Origin of the sequence: Paraburkholderia agricolaris (assembly GCF_009455635.1) — a bacterium.
In the GTDB taxonomy this organism is placed as follows: domain Bacteria; phylum Pseudomonadota; class Gammaproteobacteria; order Burkholderiales; family Burkholderiaceae; genus Paraburkholderia; species Paraburkholderia agricolaris.
Genome location: NZ_QPER01000001.1, coordinates 4,301,197 through 4,323,007 on the forward strand (window position 1 = coordinate 4,301,197; position 21,811 = coordinate 4,323,007).

The window sequence follows — 21,811 nt, forward strand, 5'->3', positions numbered from 1 at the left end:
TTTCAATGTGCAGCGGGCGTATTGCCCGCTGCGTTGGGTTGTGGACTCGTTACGGCGTCCACCACGCGCTCCATTTGCATGAAGCGCGAGCCTTTCACGAGAAGCGTTGCAGCGGGGCCAAAACCGGCTTGCTGCAATTGCGCGACCAGCGTGTCGATATCGGCCACGTGATGCGCGCCTGGGCCGTACGCGGTGCAGGCGTCACGCGAGGCGTGGCCCATGGCGTACAGCGCGTCGATACCGCGTTCCTTTGCGTAGGCGCCGATTTCGCGGTGAAACGCCGGACCGTGGTCGCCGACTTCGCCCATGTCGCCCATTACCAGCACTCGCGGCGATTCGCGCGACGCAAGCACGTCGATCGCCGCACGCATCGAGTCGGGATTCGCGTTGTAGGTGTCGTCGATCACGGTTGCGCCGGCTAGTGTGCCGAGCACTGCGCGCTTCACCTGCAAACGGCCTTTCACGGCGCCGAACGATTCGAGACCACGCTTGATCGCGTCGAGCGACACGCCTGCTGCAAGCGCGGCCGACGTCGCGGCCAGCGCGTTGTGCGCGTTGTGGTCGCCGAGTACTTGCAGCGTCACATCGACGTGGCCTTCCGGCGTGTCGATGCTCAACACGTTGCCTTCGAACGTGCCCGTTACAGCGGCTTCAGTCACGCGCCCGGCGTTATTCAAAGCGAAATCGACGATGCGGTTGCCGGTTGCCGCGACGCGCCAGATGCTCGCGTAGGCATCGTCGGCGGGGAATACAGCGACCCCTTCCGGCGTCAACGCGTGAATCACGCTCGCATGTTCGAGCGCGACGGCTTCAACCGTCGCCATGAATTCCTGATGCTCGCGCTGCGCGTTGTTCACCACGGCGACCGTCGGCTCGGCGATCTTCGCGAGCAACGAGGTCTCGCCCGGATGGTTCATGCCGAGTTCGACCACAGCCAGTTGATGCGCGGCGTGCAGACGGAACAGCGTCAACGGCAAGCCGATATCGTTGTTGAAGTTGCCGGCGGTCGCGAGGCGTGCATCCGCGCCAACCGCGGCGGCGAAAATCGACGCGATCATTTCCTTGACCGTCGTCTTCCCATTGCTGCCAGTCACGGCCACGAGGGGCAAGCTGAATTTACGCCGCCAGCCGCGTGCCAGCGCGCCGAGCGCGACACGCGTATCGGCTACGCGCAATGCCGGCACATGCCAATTGTCAGGCGCGCGCGTCAGTAGCACGGCCGTCACGTTGCGCGACGCGACTTCCCGCAGGAAATCGTGCGCGTCGAAACGCTCACCCTTGATCGCGACAAACAGGTCGCCCGGACCCGCGCTACGGCTATCGGTCGAAACGCGTTCGAACGTGACGCTTTCGCCGCCGAGCACGGTTGCGCCGGGAATCAGCGCGGCGGCTTCACGCAGCGAGAACATGCTCATTCGCCACCTCCGCGTGCGTGCGTCGCCCGTGCGGCGAGCGCAAGGCGAGCGTGATCCTGATCGGAGAAAGCGCGTTTCTTACCCATGATTTCCTGTGTTGCTTCGTGCCCCTTGCCGGCCAGCACGATGACGTCTTCGCGCGCGGCGCCGCGGATCGCTTGCAGGATTGCGCTTGCGCGGTCCTCGATGCGGCGGACCTTCGACGCGTCTTGCATGCCTGCGGTAATCTGCTCGATGATCGATTGCGGATCTTCGCTGCGTGGGTTGTCGCTGGTCACGACAACGCCGTCGGCGAGCCGCTCGGCGATTGCACCCATCAGCGGACGCTTGGTCGCGTCGCGGTCGCCGCCGCAGCCGAACATGCAGATCAGTTCCCCGCCGCGCGCGGCCGCCATCGGGCGCAACGCTTCCAGGGTCTTTTCCAGTGCATCCGGCGTGTGCGCGTAATCGATCACGACGAGCGGCTCGTCGCTTTGCGCGCGGCCGCCGAGACGTTGCATGCGGCCATTGACCGGTTCGAGCTTTGCCAGTTCGGCAAGCGCTGCATCGAAGGGCACGTCGGCTGCAAGCAAAGCGCCGAGCACGCCGAGCAGATTGCTGACGTTGAAGGCGCCGAGCGTTTGCACTTCGACTTCGGCATTGCCCCAGTCCGACGTGGCCAGATGAAACGCGGTGCCGGTCGCGGTGGCGCGCACATTCGAGGCGAGCAGCAACGCGTCGGCTTGCGGCGCATCCTTGAGCGTTTCGTCGAGGCCGTAAGCGATCGTGCGGGCATGACCCTTCGTGCTCGCGAGCAGGCGCCGACCGGCCGCATCGTCACGGTTGATCACCGCGGCGCGCAATTCCGGCCATGCGAACAGACGCGCTTTGGCGGCTTCGTAGGCTTCGAACGTGCCGTGATAATCGAGGTGGTCTTGCGTGAGATTCGTGAACACGGCGATGTCGAACGCCGTGCCGTTCACACGGCCCTGATGCAACGCGTGCGACGACACTTCCATTGCCACCGCCGCTGCGCCGGCGTCGCGCAACTGCGCGAGACTGCGCTGCAATTGCGGCGCGTCAGGCGTCGTGAAACCGGTATGCACGAGTTGACCCGGCAGACCGGTGCCAAGCGTACCGATGATCGCGCAGCGCTTGCCGAGCGCCGTTAGCGCCGCGGAAATCCATTGGCTGCAAGACGTCTTGCCGTTGGTGCCGGTGATGCCGACGGTCAGCATGCCGTCGCTCGGATCCTTATACCAGGCGCTCGCAATCGAACCGGCGAGTTCGTTCAGCGCCGGCACAGCCAGCGTGGTGGACGGATCGATCGCGTCGCTAAAGCCTTCGGGCTGAACCAGCACGGCTGCTGCACCACGCTCGATCGCGCTGCTGATGAACGGGCGGTTGTCCGCGCCATCGACCGCGTAGGCGAAAAACGCGTCGCCCGCTGCGACCGTGCGCGTGTCGGCGTGCAGATGCGCGCCTGGCTGCACGCGCGCGTGCAGCCAGTTGAGTGCGTCGGCGATCTGCCGGTGCGCTGGATGCTTCTTGCGCAGCGCGCTCATCGCACAACTCCGGGATGCGTTTTGGCGTTGGCGGCGATTGTCATTTTCTTCGCACCGCCGCTGGTGGCGAGTTTCTTGACCACGGCCGGTGAGGCCGGCGTGCCCGGTGCAACAGGCGCCGAATCGTCCGACACGACCATCTGTTTGACCGGCATATCCGGCGGCACATTCAGCGAGCGCAGCGTGTCGCCGACGATCGCCGAGAATACCGGACCGGACACCTGACCGCCGAAGTGGCTGCCCGCCGTCGGTTCGTCGACCGACACGGCGACGACGATACGCGGATTCGGCATCGGTGCCATGCCGACGAACGAAGCGCGGTACTTGGAGTGGTCGTAGCCATGAGCGCCGTGCTTATACGCAGTACCGCTCTTGCCGCCGACGCGATAGCCCGGCACGGCCGCGTCCGGCGACGTGCCGCCCGGCGCAGTCACGGTTTCGAGCATCGCGCGTACTTCGCGAGCGGTGGTAGGCGCGAAAATTTGCGGGCCCGTGGCCGGCTGATCGCCACCAGGCGCGTGGAAAATCGACACCGGCATGATCTGGCCGTCATGCGCGATCGCGGTGTACGCACGCCCTAACTGGAATAGCGATACCGACAGACCGTAGCCGTACGACATGGTCGCCTGCTCGATGCGGCGCCAGCTCTTCCACGGACGCAGGCGGCCCGCCGCCGCGCCCGGGAAGCCGACCTTCGGCGCCTGGCCGAGACCGATGCTGGTATACATATTCCACATCTCTTCGGGCTTGAGCTGCATGGCGATCTTCGTCGCGCCGATGTTGCTCGACTTCTGGATCACGCCACCCACCGTCAGCACGCCGAACGCGCTGTCGTCGGTAATCGGCGCACCGTCTAGCACGAAACGGCCGCCGCCTGTATCAACCAGTGTAGTCGGCGTCACGCGGTGCAGATCGAGTGCCAGCGAGATCGTGAACGGCTTCATGATCGAGCCCGGCTCGAAGGTGTCCGTCAGGATGCGGTTGCGCAGTTGATCGCCGGTCAGGTGCGAACGGTCGTTCGGGTTGTACGTGGGGTAATTGACGAGCGCCAGCACTTCGCCGGTACGCACGTCGATCACCATCGCCGCGCCCGCTTTCGCCTTGAATTTCTCGACCGCCGCCTTCAGGTTCGTGTACGCGATGTACTGGATCTTGCTGTCGATCGAGAGATCGACGTCCTGACCGTTATGCGGCACGACCTGTTCGTCCACGTCTTCGATGATGTGGCCCATGCGGTCTTTGATCACACGGCGGCTGCCCGACATGCCGGCGAGCAGCTTCTGGTCGCCGAGTTCGACGCCTTCCTGGCCTTCGTCTTCCACATTGGTGAAGCCGATCAGGTGAGCCGTGATCTCGCCTTCCGGATAGAAACGCTTGTACTCGTCGCGTTCGTAAATGCCGGGAATATCCAGCGCGGCGACTTTCTCGGCGACGTCGACCGGCACCTGGCGCTTCACGTAGACAAAGTTCTTGTCCTCCGACAGCTTCGCGCGCAACTCCTTGTTCGTCATGCCGAGCAGCTTGCCGAGCTGGTTCAGCTTGTCGGCGCCGAGATCATCCGGCACCGAGTCGGGAATCGCCCAGACCGCGCGCACCGGCAGACTCGTGGCGAGCACGAGGCCATTGCGGTCGAGGATCTTGCCGCGCGTGGCCGGCAGCTCGAGACGGCGCTGATAGCGGATCTCGCCCTGCTTCTGATAGAAGGCGTTGCCCGGTCCCTGAATCCAGAAGGCGCGCCCGGCCAACGCGACAAACGCCATGAACAGCATGAACACGACGAGTTTCGAGCGCCACATGGGCAGACGCACCGACAGAATCGGGTTCGCCGAAAAGGCGACGCTTTTGCGAGTCGACGATTTTTTCATCGCACGCCTCCGCGACGGGTCGCAGCCGGCGCCGAGGCCGGCCCGGACGTCGGAATCGGCGCATCCTCAGCCTTGGCGGCGCCCGGGTCGAGCGTCAGGTATTGGGTGCGGCCGGTCGTAACCGATTGCATCTTCAGGGAATCAGTGGCGATCTGCTCGATGCGCGACGTCTTCGATAACGCGCTCTGCTGATATTGAAGCTGTGAGTAATCCTGCTGCAGCTGGCGCTCCTGCGATTGCGCCCGCTGCAACTGGATAAAGATCTGACGCTGCTGATTGGTAGCGTTGACGACAGACAAAGCGCAGCCCATCACAATCATCAGCAGGAAGATATTGAGGCGACTCATGGCGCGATCCGCTCCGCCACACGCATCACGGCAGAACGGGCACGCGGGTTCGCGGCGACTTCAGCGTCGCTTGCGAACACACGGCCGATGATTTTGAGCGGAGGGCTCGGCAGATCGACGGCACGAATCGGCAGACGGCGATCCACCGCAGGCGTACTGGCGTGCGCCTGCATGAATCGCTTGACGATCCGGTCCTCGAGCGAATGAAAGCTGATGACCACCAGCCGCCCCCCTTGCTCCAACAGCGACAACGCTGCTTCTAAAACGACTTGCAGCTCCGCAAGCTCTTGATTGATGTGAATCCGTATAGCTTGAAAGGTGCGGGTTGCCGGATCCTTGCCCTTCTCACGGGTTTTGACGACGTTAGCCACGATTTGGGCAAGCTCGCCCGTGCTGACGAGAGGCCCAAGACGGTCGGACTCTGCCCGGCGAGCAACAAGCGCCTTTGCAATCTGAAAAGCAAACCGTTCTTCCCCATAATCTCGTATCACCTCCGTCAGTTCCTGCACCGTGGCCCGCGCCAGCCAGTCAGCCGCGGACTCGCCGCGCGTCGGGTCCATCCGCATGTCGAGCGGGCCATCGGCGCGGAAACTGAAACCCCGCTCCGGATCGTCGACTTGCGGCGACGACACGCCCAGATCCAGCAAAACGCCCGACACCCGCCCTACTCCGCGCTCCGCAATCGCGGTGCGCAGTGAAGCAAAACTCTCATGCACGATGCCAAAGCGCGGATCGGCAATCTGCTGTGCCGTGGCGATGGCAAGCGGGTCTTTGTCGAACGCGATCAGACGCCCCGACTCGCCCAGCTTCTCCAGCACCAACCGGCTATGCCCGCCGCGCCCGAACGTACCGTCCACATACACGCCGTCCGCGCGCGTGACCAACGCCTCGACCGCCTCTTCCAGCAGCACCGTGCGATGCTGCAATTCGTTTCTCATCGCAGGTGCCATATATGTAATCCGCGATCAGAACGTGAAATTCTTTAACGCTTCGGGCATGCCCTCGGCGATCGCTGCCTGTTCCTTTGCTGCGTAAATTTGTGCGTCCCACAATTCAAAGTGACGACCCATGCCGAGCAGGTTCACTTCTTTTTCCAGCGAGCCGGCCGCGCGCAATTCCGGCGACACAAGCACGCGGCCCGCGCCGTCCATATCGACGTCCATGGCATTGCCGAGAAAAATGCGTTTCCACCAGGCTGCGTTCATGGGCAGCTTGTCGACCTTGTCGCGGAAGATCTCCCACTCCGGGCGCGGAAAGAGCAACAGGCAGCCGTCCGGGTGCTTGGTGATCGTCACCCGGCCCTCTGCCTGTGTTTGCAGCGCATCCCGATAGCGAGAGGGAATCGACATCCGCCCTTTCGCATCGAGCGTCAGCGCCGACGCCCCTTGGAACACTTCGCTCTCCCTTGTCGACCGGAGTTGGCGCTTTAGCGCTTACTCCGGTCCCATGCAGTTCGCTGCGGTCGACCGGAGTTGGCGCTTTAGCGCTTTACTCCGCCCCCATGCAACTTAGTTGCTCGCGGCGCTTTTCCGCCGGCTGCCCGATTCGTGAAAATCTACCCCAAACTGCCCGTGAGATCACACAAAAATACACTTTCTCACACTGCCTCCCACTTTAGAGGAACGCTAAACAGGGGTCAAGGGAGATACGCGCTTTTCGAGCGAATTTTGTTTGTTAGAACAAGGACTTAGCGCCACTCTTTCATGTCAGACATAAAACGGAAAACCGTTATAAATGAATGAGCTAGTGAAACTTGTGAAGGTGATACGTGAAAAGTGCGAGGGAAAGGCGCGGAATGTAAGAGATCGTGAAGCGGGATCGGGAGGTGTTTGCTGGCGTTCCGGGTAATTCGAGCGGACGGCGTGCGAGGCGCCGTCCCACTTTGAGACGATAGGTGAGCCGAGGGCTCGAACTTATCGAACTTATATGTAGTACGCGGTGCGTGTCATGACTTTCGACACCGCGCGCATCAGTGCACGAGCAGGGAACGGCAACTCGACACCGCCTGCGTCCATGGCGGACTTGCCATGCTCGGCTTCGTCCACACGCATCTGTTCGACGATCGCACGCGACTCGCGGTCGGCCGCGGGCAATTGATCCAGATGGCTATCCAGATGCTGTTCGACTTGGCGTTCGGTTTCGGCCATGAAACCGAGACTCACCCGATCACCCAGGCGACCTGCCGCGAGGCCGATTGCCAACGCGCCGGTGTACCAGAGCGGGTTCAGCAGGCTTGGACGCGAATCGAGTGCCTCGAGGCGTTTGGCGGTCCACGCCAGATGATCCTCTTCTTCTATGGCAGCGTGATTAAACACCGCCTGTAAGGACGGCGACCTGGTAGCGAGTTTCTGCGCCTGATAAAGCGCCTGGGCGCACACCTCGCCGACATGATTTACACGCATCAAGCCGGCCGAATGCGCGCGTTCCGCCGGGGAAAGCTCGACCAGCTCCGCCGTCGATTCTTGCGGAACTGGCAACGGACGACTCATCCGCGACACGCCAGTCATTGAGCGTAAACCCCGATCAAACTCGCTAATCAACTCGTCCAGAAACATTCAGCACTCCCTGATTCGACAACTGCCCCGCTGCGCTGACAGGTCCGCGCGACAAGGCTTTGCTGGGCAAACCCGGTTTCGCGAAGACCTTGAATTCAAACGATTCCGGGGGCCAATTTCTGATTTTAGACCATGTTGCGTAAACGAAACAGGAGCCGTCCTGGCCATCTCCTTTTTCTTTGTGCCATGTATGCCTTTTGTTACATTACGTGCAACTTCTCGCGAAGTTGGACAAGCAAGGCCTCAACGCTAGATAAATATTCGCCTTGTACAAAAGATTCGTAATCCTTGGAGATCATTCGATGAAAAAGTCGCTTCTCGCTCTCGCAGCACTGGGCGCATTCGCAGGCGTCGCACATGCTCAGAGCAGCGTGACCCTGTACGGCATCATTGACGAAGGCTTCAACGTCACCACCAATTCGGGTGGCAAGCACCTGTACAACCTGTCCAGCGGCGTTCTGCAAGGTTCGCGCTTCGGCCTGCGCGGCACGGAAGATCTGGGCGGCGGTCTGAAGGCAATCTTCGTGTTGGAAAACGGTTTTGACGTGAACAACGGCAAGCTGGGTCAAGGCGGCCTGATGTTCGGTCGTCAAGCTTACGTCGGCCTGTCGAGCCAATTCGGTACGGTCACGCTGGGTCGTCAATACGACTCCGTGGTTGACTACGTTGGTCCGCTGGAAGCAGGCGACCAGTGGGGCGGCTACATCGCTGCTCACCCGGGCGACATCGACAACTTCAACAACGCGTACCGCACCAACAACACGATCAAGTACACGAGCGCAAACTACAACGGTTTGACGTTCGGCGGCACGTATAGCCTCGGCGGTATCGCTGGTAACGTTACGGGCAATCAGATCTGGTCGTTCGGCGCTGGCTACAACAATGGTCCGTTGGTCTTGGGCGTTGGTTACTTGAACGCACGCACGCCGGCAGCATCGGGCGGCCTGTTCAACAACGGCGGCACGATTTCCCCGAACACGTTTGCTACGGCAACGGCACCTGCCAACTTCGCAGTGACGTCGCCGGTCTACGGCGCTTACTCGTCGGCTAACACGTACCAGGTGATCGGTGCGGGCGGTGCGTACACGTTCGGCGCAGCAACGATCGGCCTGACGTACTCGAACATCAAGTTCGGAAACCTGGGCACGACGTTCGCACAGCCGGCCGTCCGTGGTCAATCGGCTACGTTTAACAACGCGGAACTCAACTTCAAGTATCAGTTGACCCCGGCGTTGCTGGTTGGCGCAGCGTATGACTACACGCGCGGCGCGAGCATCCAGAATGCATCGACGGCTCAGTACCACCAAGGTGCAGTTGGCGTGGACTACTTCCTGTCCAAGCGTACCGACGTGTACGTGACGGGTGTGTATCAACATGCTCTGGGCCAAGTGCTGAATCAATCGGGCTCGGGTGTTGTCGACGCAACGGCTGGCATCAACGGCCTGTCGGGTTCGTCGAACCAGAACCAGTTCACGGCTCGCATCGGTATCCGTCACAAGTTCTAATAAGTCGTAATAAAGCAGTCTGCCTCAAAGGCGCCTTCGGGCGCCTTTTTTTATGGCCGCGCGTGCATCGCGGCATTTGCCGGCTGTGGGTTTTCTGCGAGGAGCGCGCGATGGCTCAGAAAGTGAAAGGCCCGGCAGACTTTCGTCTGCCGGGCCTTTCCGCCTTTCCTTTTCTTAGCCCCGACTTGTTGTCGAGGCGCAGATCTGTTTAGAGCGGCGTGAACTCCATCTACTTACCGCGCCTAAGCCCGGCCGTCGCGTAACTCGCGACGCAGGATCTTACCGACATTGCTCTTGGGCAATTCAGTCCTGAATTCGACGATCTTCGGCCGCTTGTAGCCGGTCAACTGCGTTTTGCAGTAAGCGAAAATGTCCGCATCTGTCAGGGCCTGGTCTTTCTTCACGATGAACAGCTTCACCGCTTCGCCCGAGTGCTGATCCGGCACGCCAACCGCGGCGACTTCGAATACGCCTGGCATTTTGGCGACAACATCTTCGATTTCATTCGGATAGACGTTGAAGCCGGAGACCAGAATCATGTCCTTCTTCCGGTCGACGATCTTGACGAAGCCATTTTCGTTCATCAAGCCGACATCGCCTGATTTGAAGAAGCCATCCGCCGTCATGACCTTGGCCGTTTCGTCCGGGCGGTTCCAGTAGCCCGCCATCACCTGCGGGCCACGGATGCAGATTTCGCCTGGCTGGCCAAGCGGTACCTCGTTGCCTTCGTCATCGCGAATCGAGATTTCCGTCGACGGCAACGGCAAACCGATCGTGCCGCTATATTCCGTGACGGTAACCGGATTGCAGGTGACGCACGGCGACGTCTCCGACAGACCATAGCCCTCAATGATCGGCGTATGCGTCAGCTCGAACCAGCGCTTGGCGACGGCTTCCTGGACCGCCATACCGCCGCCATTGGCCGCGATCAGCTTCGAAAAATCGAGCTTATGGAAGTCTGGGCTGTTGAGCATTGCGTTGTACAGCGTGTTGACGGCGGGAATCGTCGTGATCGGGTAGCCTTCCAGCGCCTTGATCATGCCCGGGATATCGCGTGGATTCGGGATCAGCACGCCGAGGCCGCCGGTGCGGATCGTCAGCAGTCCGCAGACGGTCAGCGCGAAGACGTGATAAAGCGGCAGCGCGACCACGGTGATGAACTGATCGATGTCCGTACGGTTAGCGCGAACCGGATCGAGCCAGATTTCCGACTGCAGCACGTTGGCAATCAGGTTCCGATGCAAGAGCGTCGCACCCTTGGCCACGCCGGTCGTGCCGCCCGTGTACTGGAGAAACGCGACGTCGTCCGGTCCTTGCTGGACCGGCTTGAAATCCTGACGGCCGCCCTCGGCGATCGCGGCGTTGAACTTGACATGACCGGGCAGGCTCCATGCCGGCACCATCTTCTTCACCCGACGCACGACGAAGTTCACCAGCGTGCCCTTCACGCCCATCAGATCGCCCATTGCAGCGACGACGACGTGCTTGATCGACGTATTGCGCACGATCGCCTGCAGCGTAACGGCGAAGTTTTCGAGCAGAATGATCGCTTCCGCGCCGCTGTCCTTGAGTTGATGCTCGAGCTCGCGTGGGGTGTAAAGCGGATTCACGTTCACCACCACGTAGCCCGCGCGCAAGATCGCCGCGATCGCGACAGGATATTGCAGCACGTTCGGCATCATGATCGCGACGCGCGCACCGCGGGCCAGGCCCTTCGACTGAAACCACGCGGCCAGCTTGAGCGAAAGCGCGTCGAGCTCGCCGTAGCTGATCTCCTTGCCCATGCACACGAACGCCGGTTTGGCGCGGTGCTCGCGGAACGCTTCTTCGAGCAGTTCGGCGACGGACGAATAGCGAGTCGGGTCAATCTCTGCGGGAACGCCGGGTGGATAAGATTTCAGCCAGATTTTGTCCATGCAGCGTCTCCTCCTTTATTTTCGAATGGTCGTGCTAAAAACGCATCGTAGCATGGGCATCCCTTTGCTATTCGCGAAAAGCGGCTGGGTTAGACTGCAGCCTCGAACCCGTTGCGGGTCGCTTCGGCCTGATTTTTGAGCATATTTTTCAGACACGTTCGACTTCGACGAGACAGTCGTAAAACGTTGCTGATCCGCCCAGATCGGTGAGCGCCTGGCTGGTGACCTGATTGGCGTTGCGGCCGTCGGGTGCGAGCTTCTTCCACCAGATCGACAGGCCGACCACGAGCCCTTCACGGGTCTTTCCGGTGACACGGGCGCGCGCCTGCATTGCGCCGCGATCGTTGAATATGCGCACTTGATCGCCGTCAGCGATGTTGCGTTGCTGCGCGTCGGCCGGGTGGATGTCGAGGTGCGGCTCGCCCTCCGTCGAACGCAGGCTTTCGATGTTCACGAAGGTGCTGTTCAGGAAATTGCGGGCAGGCGGCGAGATCATTGCCAGCGGATAACGGGCGGCAAGCGCGGGTGCACCGTCCGCGGATTCGTAAGGCGGCAGATAGTCGGGCAGCGGATCGAGCCCTTGCTGCGCGAGGCGTTCGCTGAAGAATTCGCATTTGCCCGACGGCGTGCGAAAACCGCCCTCGGCAAAGGGCGCGTCTGGCAGGTTCAGCGCCGCCCAGCCGGTTTCCTTTAGCGACTCCCAGCTGACGCCTTCGAGCGTTTTGTCTTTCCAGCGGAACGCCGACTCCGCAATAGCGTCGTCACTCTCGTAAAGCGCCGGCTCTTGCAGGCCCATGTGGCGCGCCAAGCCGCGAAAGATCTCCGTGTTCGGACGTGCATCGCCGACCGGCGCTATCGCGGGCAAGTTGACCATCACGTGCGTGTGCCCGTACGACTTGTGTACGTCGAGATGCTCGAGTTGTGTCGTCGCAGGGAGCAGGAGATCGGCATAGTCTGCGGTGTCGGTCTGAAAATGCTCAAGCACGATCGTGAACAGGTCCTCGCGACCAAAACCTGCGGCGACTTGCTCTGAGTCAGGCGCAACCGCGACCGGATTCGAGTTATAGACCACAATCGCTTCGACTTTCGGGCCGAATGTGGCGTCGCCCGGGTGCAGCAATGCGTCGCCGATTGCGTTCATGTTGATCACGCGCGATGCCTTGGCCGGCCAGCCCGGCATCAGGTCCGGACGCTGCAACGCATGCGAGTCCACCGGCGCCCATCCGCCCGAGGACAGCAGAACACCACCCGCCCGCTCCCGCCACGCACCGGTCAGCGACGGCAGACAGGCAATTGCACGCACGGCGTTGCCGCCGCCCCGCACCCGTTGCAGACCATAGTTCATCCTGATCGCGGCCTTTTTCGTGCCGCCGTAAAGGCGCGCAAGATCGACGATCACCTGCTCGTCGATCCCGCAAATTTGCGCGGCACGCGAGGGCGGATAGGTAAGCGCACGTGACTTGAGTTCGTCAAAGCCCAGCGTATGAGCAGCGATATAGGCGTGATCGAGCAGGTTTTCCGCGATCAACACGTTGATCATGCCAAGCGCTAAAGCACCGTCGGTTCCAGGTTTCAGCGCAACGTGTTGATGGCACTTTTCCGCCGTCAGTGAGCGGTACGGATCGATCGCGATCAGCCGTGCACCGTGGCGCTTGGCTTCCTGGGCGCGCGTCCAGAAGTGCAGGTTCGACGCGATGGGGTTCGATCCCCAGATCAGGATGACCTCGCTCTCGGCGAAAAACTCGGTGAGCATACCGAGGCTGGCACCGTAGGTGTATTTAAGCCCTGCCGCACCGGCTGCCGCACAAATCGTGCGGTCCAACTGGGATGCTCCGAGTTTGTGAAAGAACCGCTGCGCAATACTGTCGCCCTGAACCAGCCCCATCGTGCCGGCGTAGCTGTATGGCACGATGGCTTCTGGTGCTCGGGTCGCGATCTCTGACAAGCGGGTTGCGGCTAGTTCGAACGCCTCATCCCAACTGATCGGCTCAAAGCGGCCCTCGCCTTTGCGGCCGACTCGCTTCATCGGCGTCGTTAGCCGATGCGGATGATGCACCCGCTCGGCATAGCGGCTGACTTTGGTACACAGCGCGCCTTGAGTCGGAGGATGATCGGGATCGCCGACGACCTTTACCACCCGTCCGTCTTCGACGATCACCCGCATCGCACAGGTGTCAGGGCAATCGTGCGGGCACACCGCGCGGGCGAATTCAGTCGGAGCATTCATCAGTGATCCGTCCAGGAGAGCGGTAAGCGGTAAGGCGACCCCGGATTTTATTACGTCCACTGGCCGTTGGCCCGTGTAGTGCCGCCAAAAATGCCTTCGGCGTAGAATCAGGGATCAACGTGCCCGGGCGGTATAGCCCCGAGCGATTCCACGCAAAGCAAAGCACAAGCGCTCCATCATGAAACTTATCCCAGAAATCCAGGCCGCTCACGGCGAAATTCAGACCCTCCGACGAACCATTCATGCGCACCCCGAACTGCGCTACGAGGAAACTGCGACAGCGGAGCTGGTTGCCAGGGCACTTGAGTCCTGGGGCATCGAAACTCATCGCGGATTGGGTAAAACAGGCGTAGTCGGTATTCTGAAGCGTGGCAGCGGATCACGCTCGATCGGACTGCGCGCCGACATGGATGCGCTGCCGATTCAAGAACTCAATACCTTCGGTCATCGCTCGCAGAACGACGGCAAAATGCACGCATGCGGCCATGACGGACATACCGCGATGCTGCTTGGCGCGGCGCGGCATCTGGTCAAGCACGGCGATTTTGACGGCACGATCGTATTCATCTTTCAACCGGCAGAAGAAGGTGGCGCCGGCGCACAGGCAATGATCGATGACGGTCTGTTCACGAAATTTCCGGTCGATGCTGTTTTCGGGATACACAACTGGCCGGGCATGCCTGCAGGCCACTTCGGTGTGACCGAAGGCCCGATCATGGCATCCAGCAACGAGTTTCGCATTGAAATCAAGGGCGTGGGTTCGCATGCGGCACTGCCGCACAACGGTCACGACCCCGTTTTTACAGCGGTGCAGATCGCGAACGGATTGCAGAGCATCATCACGCGAAACAAGAAGCCGCTCGATACCGCGGTACTGTCGATCACCCAGATCCACACCGGCGACGCGCTCAATGTTGTCCCGAACGATGCGTGGATGGCGGGCACCGTGCGGACTTTTACCACCGAAACGCTCGATCTGATCGAAGCACGCATGCGCAAGATCGCAGAGAGCACGGCCGAGGCTTACGATTGCTCGGTCAATATCCAATTCCATCGCAACTATCCGCCGACCGTCAACAGTAGCGAAGAGACTCGCTTCGCTGCGGCGGTCATGAAGGAAATTGTCGGTTCGGAGAATGTTGACGACGCGGTCGAACCGACAATGGGTGCCGAGGATTTTTCGTTCATGCTGCTGGCGAAACCGGGCTGCTACGCGTTTCTCGGTAATGGAGACGGCGGCCATCGGGACTCAGGGCATGGTGCGGGACCTTGCATGCTGCATAACGCGAGCTATGACTTCAACGACGAGTTGTTGCCGATCGGCTCGACGTATTGGGTTCGGCTGGCACAACGATTCCTGGCACAGGAAAAGTAACGCTGTTGATGGAGTGGCCGACGGCTTATACCGTAGCCTCCCGTTGCGCCTTCGCGCGTGTCGATGTGTGCGCTACGGGTATGTAAGCCGTCGGATGCACCTATCGGAAACTGACGGGATTCCCTGAAGGCGTCCGGGATGAGCAGAAACGGACGCGCATTCCCTGGAGAGAGGGTGTTGAGGCCGTACTGCGGGGATTTCCGGGGTGCGTAAACGCAGAAACCCCACCTTGATGGGGTGGGGTTTCTGTTGCTGCTAGGGAGCCTGACGATTACCTACTTTCACACGGGAATCCGCACTATCATCGGCGTGGAGTCGTTTCACGGTCCTGTTCGGGATGGGAAGGGGTGGGACCGACTCGCTATGGTCATCAGGCATGACTTGTTGTCGTGTCGCCCTGGGGGGCGGCACAACCAATCTGGAAGAAGTAGTTTCTGGTGATGCTCACCAGAGGGAGATTCGGGGGTTGTGTTGTTTCTGGCACAACACTGATCTCAACCTGTGTGTGGTCTGCATAAGACCCTGCGCGTGGCGCAGGGTGGGGCATCCATAAGTGCTGAAGCACTCACGGCTGCCGACACACACCTGTTATAGGATCAAGCCTTACGGGCAATTAGTATCAGTTAGCTTAACGCATTACTGCGCTTCCACACCTGACCTATCAACGTCCTGGTCTTGAACGACCCTTCAAGGGGCTCGAAGCCCCGGGGATATCTCATCTTAAGGCGAGTTTCCCGCTTAGATGCTTTCAGCGGTTATCTCTTCCGAACATAGCTACCCGGCGATGCCACTGGCGTGACAACCGGTACACCAGAGGTTCGTCCACTCCGGTCCTCTCGTACTAGGAGCAGCCCCCTTCAAATATCCAGCGCCCACGGCAGATAGGGACCAAACTGTCTCACGACGTTTTAAACCCAGCTCACGTACCTCTTTAAATGGCGAACAGCCATACCCTTGGGACCGGCTACAGCCCCAGGATGAGATGAGCCGACATCGAGGTGCCAAACACCGCCGTCGATATGAACTCTTGGGCGGTATCAGCCTGTTATCCCCAGAGTACCTTTTATCCGTTGAGCGATGGCCCTTCCATACAGAACCACCGGATCACTATGACCTGCTTTCGCACCTGCTCGACTTGTCGGTCTCGCAGTTAAGCACGCTTATGCCATTGCACTATCAGCACGATTTCCGACCGTACCTAGCGTACCTTCGTACTCCTCCGTTACACTTTGGGAGGAGACCGCCCCAGTCAAACTGCCTACCATGCACTGTCCCCAGTCCGGATAACGGACCAAGGTTAGAACCTCAAACAAACCAGGGTGGTATTTCAAGGACGGCTCCACGCAGACTGGCGTCCACGCTTCATAGCCTCCCACCTATCCTACACAGATCGGTTCAAAGTCCAATGCAAAGCTACAGTAAAGGTTCATGGGGTCTTTCCGTCTAGCCGCGGGGAGATTGCATCATCACAAACACTTCAACTTCGCTGAGTCTCGGGAGGAGACAGTGTGGCCATCGTTACGCCATTCGTGCAGGTCGGAACTTACCCGACAAGGAATTTCGCTACCTTAGGACCGTTATAGTTACGGCCGCCGTTTACCGGGACTTCAATCAAGAGCTTGCACCCCATCATTTAATCTTCCGGCACCGGGCAGGCGTCACACCCTATACGTCCACTTTCGTGTTTGCAGAGTGCTGTGTTTTTATTAAACAGTCGCAGCCACCAGTTTATTGCAACCCCTTCACCCTCCTGGCGCAGGCCAGTCAGGCTACAGGGGCGTACCTTATCCCGAAGTTACGGTACCAATTTGCCGAGTTCCTTCTCCCGAGTTCTCTCAAGCGCCTTAGAATACTCATCTCGCCCACCTGTGTCGGTTTGCGGTACGGTCTTGTTAAACTGAAGCTTAGAGGCTTTTCTTGGAACCACTTCCGATTGCTTCTTCACCTAGGTGAATGGCCTCGCACCCTTGAATTCCGCGCCCGGATTTGCCTAAGCGCCTTCTCCAATGCAAGGACCGGGACTTCCAACACCCGGACAACCTTCCGCGATCCGTCCCCCCATCGCATTTAACAATGGTGCAGGAATATTAACCTGCTTCCCATCAGCTACGCATTTCTGCCTCGCCTTAGGGGCCGACTCACCCTACGCCGATGAACGTTGCGTAGGAAACCTTGGGCTTACGGCGAGGGGGCCTTTCACCCCCTTTATCGCTACTCATGTCAGCATTCGCACTTCCGATACCTCCAGCGCACTTTTCAATGCACCTTCGCAGGCTTACGGAACGCTCTCCTACCATGCACATAAATGTGCATCCGCAGCTTCGGTATATTGCTTAGCCCCGTTACATCTTCCGCGCAGGACGACTCGATCAGTGAGCTATTACGCTTTCTTTAAAGGATGGCTGCTTCTAAGCCAACCTCCTGACTGTTTTAGCCTTCCCACTTCGTTTCCCACTTAGCAATATTTGGGGACCTTAGCTGGCGGTCTGGGTTGTTTCCCTCTTGACACCGGACGTTAGCACCCGATGTCTGTCTCCCGTGATTGCACTCTTCGGTATTCGGAGTTTGCTATGGCGTAGTAATCCGCAATGGACCCCACAACCATGACAGTGCTCTACCCCCGAAGGTGATACACGAGGCACTACCTAAATAGTTTTCGGAGAGAACCAGCTATTTCCAGGTTTGTTTAGCCTTTCACCCCTATCCACAGCTCATCCCCTAACTTTTCAACGTTAGTGGGTTCGGACCTCCAGTACGTGTTACCGCACCTTCATCCTGGCCATGGATAGATCACCTGGTTTCGGGTCTACACCCAGCGACTGAATCGCCCTGTTCGGACTCGCTTTCGCTACGCCTGCCCTAATCGGTTAAGCTTGCCACTGAATGTAAGTCGCTGACCCATTATACAAAAGGTACGCCGTCACCCCTCGCGAGGCTCCGACTGTTTGTATGCATGCGGTTTCAGGATCTATTTCACTCCCCTCCCGGGGTTCTTTTCGCCTTTCCCTCACGGTACTGGTTCACTATCGGTCGATCACGAGTATTTAGCCTTGGAGGATGGTCCCCCCATCTTCAGACAGGATTTCACGTGTCCCGCCCTACTTTCCGTACACCTAGTTCTTCCTCGCTGTTTTCGTCTACAGGGCTATCACCTGCTATGGCAGCACTTTCCAGAGCCTTCGACTAACAATGAAGATAAAGAGTACAGGCTGGTCCCATTTCGCTCGCCACTACTCTGGGAATCTCGGTTGATTTCTTTTCCTGCGGTTACTTAGATGTTTCAGTTCACCGCGTTCGCTTCTCGTAACCTATGTATTCAGTTACGGATGACCCATACGGGCCGGGTTTCCCCATTCGGACATCTACGGATCAAAGCTCGTTTGCCAGCTCCCCGTAGCTTTTCGCAGGCTACCGCGTCCTTCATCGCCTGTGATCGCCAAGGCATCCACCACATGCACTTGTTCGCTTGACCCTATAACGGGTGTGTCTCTGTCGACCCAGAGTTAGCGCTTTAGCGCTTACTCTGGTCCCATCCCCGAAGGGGACAGGGACATTCACAGGGAATGTCCTGGACCTCAGTCACATCGTTACAGGTTGAGTATTCGTGTTGCGCCGTATTCCAAAAGCGATCTTTCGATCTCTCTTTTCATACATTGATACAATCACAACCCTGATTCACCTACTCGCATGCCCATCTCTAGACACGCTTTCGTGAATCTCTTTACTACTTCTTCCTGATTGTTAAAGAACGACAGCCGATATCGCAGTTGCTATAACCGCGTATCACTCTGACTGGCTCAATCGCCAATGCCTGTTTCACTACACCGCAAACCCCTTTCAAGGTTTGCCGCAGTAAAACCGGCATTGAAGATTGGTGGAGGATGACGGGATCGAACCGACGACCCCCTGCTTGCAAAGCAGGTGCTCTCCCAGCTGAGCTAATCCCCCAGTCATGCACAGACCATCATCACACTTCGGGGTTCATCGACTAGCGCAGCCATCGCAGACAAGACAATGGTGGGTCTGGATGGATTCGAACCATCGACCCCCGCCTTATCAAGACGGTGCTCTAACCGACTGAGCTACAGACCCCTCAGTCTGTCTGACTTACTGTCTAATTTCACAGCCGATAAGCGTGAGCGCTCAACGTTCGACACGTTAGCTCGAGAAAGGAGGTGATCCAGCCGCACCTTCCGATACGGCTACCTTGTTACGACTTCACCCCAGTCATGAATCCTACCGTGGTGACCGTCCTCCTTGCGGTTAGACTAGCCACTTCTGGTAAAACCCACTCCCATGGTGTGACGGGCGGTGTGTACAAGACCCGGGAACGTATTCACCGCGGCATGCTGATCCGCGATTACTAGCGATTCCAGCTTCACGCACTCGAGTTGCAGAGTGCGATCCGGACTACGATCGGTTTTCTGGGATTGGCTCCCCCTCGCGGGTTGGCGACCCTCTGTTCCGACCATTGTATGACGTGTGAAGCCCTACCCATAAGGGCCATGAGGACTTGACGTCATCCCCACCTTCCTCCGGTTTGTCACCGGCAGTCTCCCTAGAGTGCTCTTGCGTAGCAACTAGGGACAAGGGTTGCGCTCGTTGCGGGACTTAACCCAACATCTCACGACACGAGCTGACGACAGCCATGCAGCACCTGTGTTATGGCTCCCTTTCGGGCACTCCCACCTCTCAGCAGGATTCCATACATGTCAAGGGTAGGTAAGGTTTTTCGCGTTGCATCGAATTAATCCACATCATCCACCGCTTGTGCGGGTCCCCGTCAATTCCTTTGAGTTTTAATCTTGCGACCGTACTCCCCAGGCGGTCAACTTCACGCGTTAGCTACGTTACCAAGTCAATGAAGACCCGACAACTAGTTGACATCGTTTAGGGCGTGGACTACCAGGGTATCTAATCCTGTTTGCTCCCCACGCTTTCGTGCATGAGCGTCAGTATTGGCCCAGGGGGCTGCCTTCGCCATCGGTATTCCTCCACATCTCTACGCATTTCACTGCTACACGTGGAATTCTACCCCCCTCTGCCATACTCTAGCCCGCCAGTCACAAATGCAGTTCCCAGGTTAAGCCCGGGGATTTCACATCTGTCTTAGCGGACCGCCTGCGCACGCTTTACGCCCAGTAATTCCGATTAACGCTTGCACCCTACGTATTACCGCGGCTGCTGGCACGTAGTTAGCCGGTGCTTATTCTTCCGGTACCGTCATCCGCCCCGGGTATTAACCAGAGCGTTTTCTTTCCGGACAAAAGTGCTTTACAACCCGAAGGCCTTCTTCACACACGCGGCATTGCTGGATCAGGGTTGCCCCCATTGTCCAAAATTCCCCACTGCTGCCTCCCGTAGGAGTCTGGGCCGTGTCTCAGTCCCAGTGTGGCTGGTCGTCCTCTCAGACCAGCTACAGATCGTCGCCTTGGTAGGCCTTTACCCCACCAACTAGCTAATCTGCCATCGGCCGCCCCTGTAGCGAGAGGTCCTAAGATCCCCCCCTTTCCTCCGTAGAGCGTATGCGGTATTAATCCGGCTTTCGCCGGGCTATCCCCCACTACAGGACACGTTCCGATGTATTACTCACCCGTTCGCCACTCGCCACCAGGGTTGCCCCCGTGCTGCCGTTCGACTTGCATGTGTAAGGCATGCCGCCAGCGTTCAATCTGAGCCAGGATCAAACTCTTCAGTTCAAACCTGTTACTGTTTTTCGGTCTCTTTCGAAACCGGTCGCTCACTCAACGTACTGACGAATGATTAACCTGCCGGCGTGAATCCACCCCGACAGGAAAACCTTCCTTTAATACTCGTGTGAGACTTGATACTTTCGCTTCCGGCAGACCCCGAAGAGTCCACCGCGCGTCGCGCATCAAGCGCCCACACTTATCGGCTGTTAATTTTTAAAGATCAAATACGCATTCACCACCGAATCCGCACCGTGTCGCCCACCTGCGCAACCACCGGTACCGCTTCGTTCTGCGTCGCTGCATCAGCAGCAGAGAAACGAGATTATGAAGAACTTTCGCTACATCGTCAACAGGTTTTTATAACTTCCTGAACCCGTTCACGTCGCGCAAAGCCTTGCCACTACTGGCTCTCCCGCTTCCCGTGCCCCGGCGTCCGGAGCACGAAAGAGCGAGATTCTAGCGAGCCGGACCCCGCCTTGCAAGCGTTATTTTGACAAGCTTATTAACGATGCTTGAAAACCGGTTTGCGCTTCTCAACAAACGCGGCCATCCCCTCCTTCTGATCCTCCGTAGCGAACAGCGAATGGAAAAGGCGGCGCTCGAAATGCACGCCTTCGGCAAGCGTCGTTTCGTACGCACGGTTAACCGATTCTTTGACCATCATCACCGCGGGCAGAGGAAACTCAGCGATGGTCGCGGCCGCAGCCACTGCCTCGTCAAGCAGGGACGCTGCGGGAATCACCCGGGAGACCAGTCCAGCGCGCTCTGCCTCGGCAGCGTCCATGAAGCGGGCGGTCAGGCAGAGATCCATCGCTTTCGCCTTTGCGACGGCGCGCGGCAGTCGCTGCGTACCGCCAGCACCCGGCATGACGCCGAGCTTGATTTCCGGCTGGCCGAACTTCGCCGTGTCGGCGGCAAAAATAATGTCGCACATCATCGCCAGCTCACAGCCACCGCCAAGCGCAAAGCCCGCCACCGCTGCAATGATCGGCTTGCGGATCGAGCGCACCGCTTCCCAGTTGCGAGTGATGTAGTCGCCTTTGTAGACATCCATATAGGTGTAGGTCGCCATCATGCCGATGTCGGCACCGGCGGCAAACGCTTTCTCGCTGCCCGTCACCACGATCGCACCAATCGCGTCGTCGGCATCGAACTCGCGCAGCGCCGTACCCAGTTCGTCCATCAAGGCGTCGTTCAGCGCGTTCAACGCCTTCGGGCGATTCAATGTGACCAAACCGACCCGCCCTCGCGTCTCAACCAGAATGTTCTCGTAAGCCATGCCGCCTCCTAATGGTTAATGCTGCGCGAAAACGCTTCGCGCGGCCGTCTTAATAATGCTACCATTCACCAACCAACCGGTCGGTCAATT

The 21,811-nt window shown here is 59.0% G+C and carries 12 protein-coding genes, 2 tRNA genes and 3 rRNA genes; 2 read left to right on the forward strand and 15 right to left on the reverse strand.

The features are described 5' to 3' along the window. Nucleotides 1-2: 2 nt before the first annotated feature. From GH665_RS18870 to coq7, 7 genes are all read right to left on the reverse strand, one after another. Entirely contained in the window at nucleotides 3-1,415 is a 1,413-nt protein-coding gene (locus tag GH665_RS18870; protein ID WP_153137455.1) for a UDP-N-acetylmuramoyl-tripeptide--D-alanyl-D-alanine ligase, read from the reverse strand. Further along, on the reverse strand, nucleotides 1,412-2,959 hold the full coding sequence (locus GH665_RS18875; RefSeq protein WP_153137457.1) for a UDP-N-acetylmuramoyl-L-alanyl-D-glutamate--2,6-diaminopimelate ligase: 1,548 nt from the start codon (nucleotides 2,957-2,959) through the stop codon (nucleotides 1,412-1,414). The genes GH665_RS18870 and GH665_RS18875 overlap by 4 nt, the downstream gene beginning before the upstream one ends. After that, nucleotides 2,956-4,824, reverse strand: coding sequence for a peptidoglycan D,D-transpeptidase FtsI family protein (locus GH665_RS18880; RefSeq protein ID WP_153137459.1), 1,869 nt, complete (start codon nucleotides 4,822-4,824; stop codon nucleotides 2,956-2,958). Before GH665_RS18880 ends, GH665_RS18875 begins: the two co-directional genes overlap by 4 nt. Further along, on the reverse strand, nucleotides 4,821-5,171 hold the full coding sequence (ftsL, locus tag GH665_RS18885) for a cell division protein FtsL (protein WP_025647929.1): 351 nt from the start codon (nucleotides 5,169-5,171) through the stop codon (nucleotides 4,821-4,823). Before ftsL ends, GH665_RS18880 begins: the two co-directional genes overlap by 4 nt. Then, nucleotides 5,168-6,121 (reverse strand): 16S rRNA (cytosine(1402)-N(4))-methyltransferase RsmH, encoded by a 954-nt coding sequence (gene rsmH, locus GH665_RS18890; protein ID WP_035519863.1) that lies wholly within the window; start codon nucleotides 6,119-6,121, stop codon nucleotides 5,168-5,170. The genes ftsL and rsmH overlap by 4 nt, the downstream gene beginning before the upstream one ends. 15 nt (nucleotides 6,122-6,136) lie before the next feature. After that, nucleotides 6,137-6,565: a division/cell wall cluster transcriptional repressor MraZ gene (mraZ, locus tag GH665_RS18895; protein ID WP_025647927.1), complete on the reverse strand. Its 429-nt coding sequence runs from the start codon at nucleotides 6,563-6,565 to the stop codon at nucleotides 6,137-6,139. Nucleotides 6,566-7,093: 528 nt separating this feature from the next. Beyond that, nucleotides 7,094-7,726: a 2-polyprenyl-3-methyl-6-methoxy-1,4-benzoquinone monooxygenase gene (gene coq7, locus GH665_RS18900; protein ID WP_153137461.1), complete on the reverse strand. Its 633-nt coding sequence runs from the start codon at nucleotides 7,724-7,726 to the stop codon at nucleotides 7,094-7,096. A 302-nt stretch (nucleotides 7,727-8,028) separates the two neighbouring features. On the opposite strand from coq7, the gene GH665_RS18905 reads away from it, so the two are divergent. After that, nucleotides 8,029-9,231: a porin gene (locus GH665_RS18905; protein ID WP_153137463.1), complete on the forward strand. Its 1,203-nt coding sequence runs from the start codon at nucleotides 8,029-8,031 to the stop codon at nucleotides 9,229-9,231. A gap of 242 nt (nucleotides 9,232-9,473) precedes the next feature. Here the strand turns inward: GH665_RS18905 and GH665_RS18910 are convergent, their stop codons facing one another. Together GH665_RS18910 and GH665_RS18915 are read right to left on the reverse strand one after the other, a co-directional pair. Next, a complete protein-coding gene (locus GH665_RS18910; RefSeq protein ID WP_153137464.1) occupies nucleotides 9,474-11,147 on the reverse strand; it encodes a long-chain fatty acid--CoA ligase in 1,674 nt (557 codons plus the stop codon). 148 nt (nucleotides 11,148-11,295) lie between these two features. Further along, the gene (locus tag GH665_RS18915) at nucleotides 11,296-13,374 is read right to left on the reverse strand and encodes a molybdopterin-containing oxidoreductase family protein (RefSeq protein ID WP_153137467.1); all 2,079 of its coding nucleotides are present in this window, start codon (nucleotides 13,372-13,374) and stop codon (nucleotides 11,296-11,298) included. A 178-nt stretch (nucleotides 13,375-13,552) separates the two neighbouring features. Here GH665_RS18915 and GH665_RS18920 point away from each other — a divergent pair, with 178 nt between their 5' ends. Next, on the forward strand, nucleotides 13,553-14,749 hold the full coding sequence (locus GH665_RS18920) for a M20 aminoacylase family protein (RefSeq protein WP_153137469.1): 1,197 nt from the start codon (nucleotides 13,553-13,555) through the stop codon (nucleotides 14,747-14,749). A 262-nt stretch (nucleotides 14,750-15,011) separates the two neighbouring features. Here the strand turns inward: GH665_RS18920 and rrf are convergent. The 6 genes from rrf to GH665_RS18950 form a co-directional block, all read right to left on the reverse strand. Continuing rightward, a 5S ribosomal RNA gene (gene rrf, locus GH665_RS18925) occupies nucleotides 15,012-15,124 on the reverse strand. A 217-nt stretch (nucleotides 15,125-15,341) separates the two neighbouring features. Then, nucleotides 15,342-18,221, reverse strand: a 23S ribosomal RNA gene (locus GH665_RS18930). 400 nt (nucleotides 18,222-18,621) lie between these two features. Continuing rightward, a tRNA-Ala gene (locus GH665_RS18935) sits at nucleotides 18,622-18,697 on the reverse strand. Nucleotides 18,698-18,764: 67 nt separating this feature from the next. Beyond that, nucleotides 18,765-18,841: transfer RNA gene (locus GH665_RS18940), tRNA-Ile, on the reverse strand. A gap of 76 nt (nucleotides 18,842-18,917) precedes the next feature. Further along, nucleotides 18,918-20,448: ribosomal RNA gene (locus tag GH665_RS18945) — 16S ribosomal RNA — on the reverse strand. Together the 16S, 23S and 5S rRNA genes with 2 tRNA genes alongside form the textbook arrangement of a ribosomal RNA operon. 496 nt (nucleotides 20,449-20,944) lie before the next feature. After that, nucleotides 20,945-21,721, reverse strand: coding sequence for an enoyl-CoA hydratase (locus GH665_RS18950; RefSeq protein ID WP_153137471.1), 777 nt, complete (start codon nucleotides 21,719-21,721; stop codon nucleotides 20,945-20,947). Between the last annotated feature and the right edge of the window lie 90 nt (nucleotides 21,722-21,811).